At 74.9% G+C, this 2820-nt stretch carries 1 protein-coding gene; it reads left to right on the forward strand.

Annotated features, from left to right (window positions below; all coding sequences use genetic code 11):
• A partial coding sequence (locus tag ACLIYP_RS30085; protein ID WP_412716243.1) for an Rne/Rng family ribonuclease occupies nucleotides 1-2820 on the forward strand: 2820 nt, incomplete at both ends.

The following is a 2820-nucleotide window of genomic DNA, read 5'->3' on the forward strand; positions in this document are numbered from 1 at the left end:
GCCGCCGTGCCACCCGTCGGGCCTCCGCCCCGGCGGGCCCGCCGCAGGCGGCCGGAGAGGGTGCGGAACAGGAGGAGTCCGCACGGCAGGAGCCCGCCGCCGAGGCGGCGGAACCGGCCGAGTCCGCGGAAGCGGCCGCCGAGGAGCAGCCGGCACCCGCCCGTGCCCGGCGGCGCACCCGAAGGACCGCCGAGAAGCCCGCTCGGCAGGAGTCCGCACAGGAGGAGCCCGCCGCGGAACCGGAGCCCGCCGCCGAGGCGCCGTCCGAGGTCCCCGCCGAGACCGGGCGTCCCGCGAGGACCCGGAAGCCCGCGAGGGCCAGGGCGAAGGCCGGCGAGCCCGCGGAGGCGGAGGAGCCCGCGCGGGCCGAGGGGTCCGCCGTCGAGGCCGGGCCCGTCGCCGAGGCCGAGTCCGCCGCTCCCCGGCGCGCCCGCAGGAAGCCGCCGATGGCGCCGATGGCGGTGTTCCAGGCGCCCGTGTTCGCCGAGCCGGTCTTCCAGACCCCGGAGACGGCGGCGGCCGCCGCCGCTGCCGAGTCCGCCGAGGACGAGGAGGAGCCGGAGACCTCCGAGGAGTACGGGACCGGGACCGGGGCCGGCGGCGATGCGGAGGCCGAGCGCGAGGAGCGTGCGGCCGCCCGTCGCCGTCGCCGCCGCCGCAGGGGCGGTGAGCCCGCCGAGCGGGAGGAGCGGGACGAGCAGCCCGCCGCCGGGGTCGCCGGAAGCGCCGAGGAGACCGCGGAGGCCCGGACCGGGGCCGGAGCGGGAGCCGCCGAGGAAGACGGCGAGGAGGACGAGGAGACCTACGGCCGGGGCGAGACCGACGAGGGCGAGGAGCGCCCCTCGCGCCGCCGCCGCCGTGGTGGGCGCCGCCGCCGTCGCGGCTCCGACGCCGAGGCGTCCGAGGACGCCGCCGAGGGCGAGGAGGGCGACGAGACCCGCGAGAGCACCGAGGAGGCCGGGGGAGCGGCCGCCGAGGGCGGCGGTGAGGACGGGGAGCGGGACGAGGAGGCGGAGGAGCACCAGGGAGCCTCCAGCAGTTCCTCGCGCCGCCGTCGCCGTCGCCGCCGCCGCGGCGGCGAGGCCGAGCCCCAGGCCGCCGAGGCGGCTCCGGACGACCCGGAGCGCACGGTCGTCAAGGTCCGCGAGCCGCGGAAGAAGAAGGACGAGCCGTCCGAGAGCTCCGACGGTGTGCAGTCCATCAAGGGCTCCACCCGTCTGGAGGCCAAGAAGCAGCGCCGCCGCGAGGGCCGTGAGCAGGGCCGCCGCCGCGTCCCGATCATCACCGAGGCCGAGTTCCTGGCCCGCCGCGAGGCCGTCGAGCGCGTCATGGTCGTCCGCCAGAGCGGCGAGCGCACCCAGATCGGGGTGCTGGAGGACGGCGTCCTCGTCGAGCACTTCGTCAACAAGGAGCAGGCCACCAGCTACGTCGGCAACGTCTACCTGGGCAAGGTCCAGAACGTCCTGCCGTCGATGGAGGCCGCCTTCGTCGACATCGGCAAGGGGCGCAACGCCGTCCTGTACGCCGGTGAGGTGAACTTCGAGTCGCTGGGCCTGTCCGGTGGTCCGCGCCGCATCGAGACCGCGCTCAAGTCCGGCCAGTCCGTCCTGGTCCAGGTGACCAAGGACCCCATCGGCCACAAGGGCGCCCGGCTGACCAGTCAGGTCTCCCTCCCCGGCCGCTACCTGGTCTACGTGCCCGAGGGCTCGATGACCGGCATCAGCCGCAAGCTGCCGGACACCGAGCGGGCCCGGCTCAAGCAGATCCTCAAGCGGATCGTCCCCGAGGACGCGGGCGTCATCGTCCGCACCGCCGCCGAGGGGGCCAGCGAGGACGAGCTGCGCCGCGACGTCGAGCGGCTCCAGGCGCAGTGGGAGGACATCCAGAAGAAGGCCCGTAAGGGCGGCGCGCCGACGCTGCTCTACGGGGAGCCGGACATGACCGTCCGCGTCGTCCGCGACATCTTCAACGAGGACTTCTCCAAGGTCGTCATCAGCGGTGACCAGGCATGGGAGACGATCCACGGGTACGTCTCGCACGTCGCGCCCGACCTGGCCGACCGGCTCCAGCGCTGGACCTCCGAGGTGGACGTCTTCGCCACCTACCGGATCGACGAGCAGCTGATGAAGGCGCTGGACCGCAAGGTCTGGCTGCCCAGCGGCGGATCGCTGGTCATCGACCGCACCGAGGCGATGGTCGTGATCGACGTCAACACCGGCAAGTTCACCGGCCAGGGCGGCAACCTGGAGGAGACGGTCACCAGGAACAACCTGGAGGCGGCCGAGGAGATCGTGCGCCAGCTCAGGCTGCGCGACCTCGGCGGCATCATCGTGATCGACTTCATCGACATGGTGCTGGAGTCCAACCGCGACCTGGTCATGCGCCGCCTGCTGGAGTGCCTGGGCCGCGACCGCACCAAGCACCAGGTGGCCGAGGTCACCTCGCTGGGGCTGGTCCAGATGACGCGCAAGCGGGTCGGCCAGGGGCTGCTGGAGTCCTTCTCCGAGACCTGTGTGCACTGCAACGGCCGGGGTCTGATCGTCCACATGGACCAGGTGCAGACCCAGGGCGGCGGTGGCGGCAAGCGCGGCAGGAAGAAGGGCAAGGCCGCGGGCCAGCAGCCCGAGGCTCCCGTCGAGGCGCCTGCCGCCGAGGTGCCGGCCGAGGCCCCGCGGGAGGAGCCGGCCGAGACGCCCGCCGAGGTGGCGGCGGAGGCCGCCGAGCCCGCGGCGCTGCCGGAGCCGGAGTTCGTCCCGGACGAGGAGCTGTACAGCAGCGCCGCCGAGGCCGAGGAGGCCGCCCGGCGCGGCCGCAGGCGGC

It is taken from the genome of Streptomyces nanhaiensis, assembly GCF_046614825.1.
Lineage (GTDB): Bacteria > Actinomycetota > Actinomycetes > Streptomycetales > Streptomycetaceae > Streptomyces > Streptomyces radiopugnans.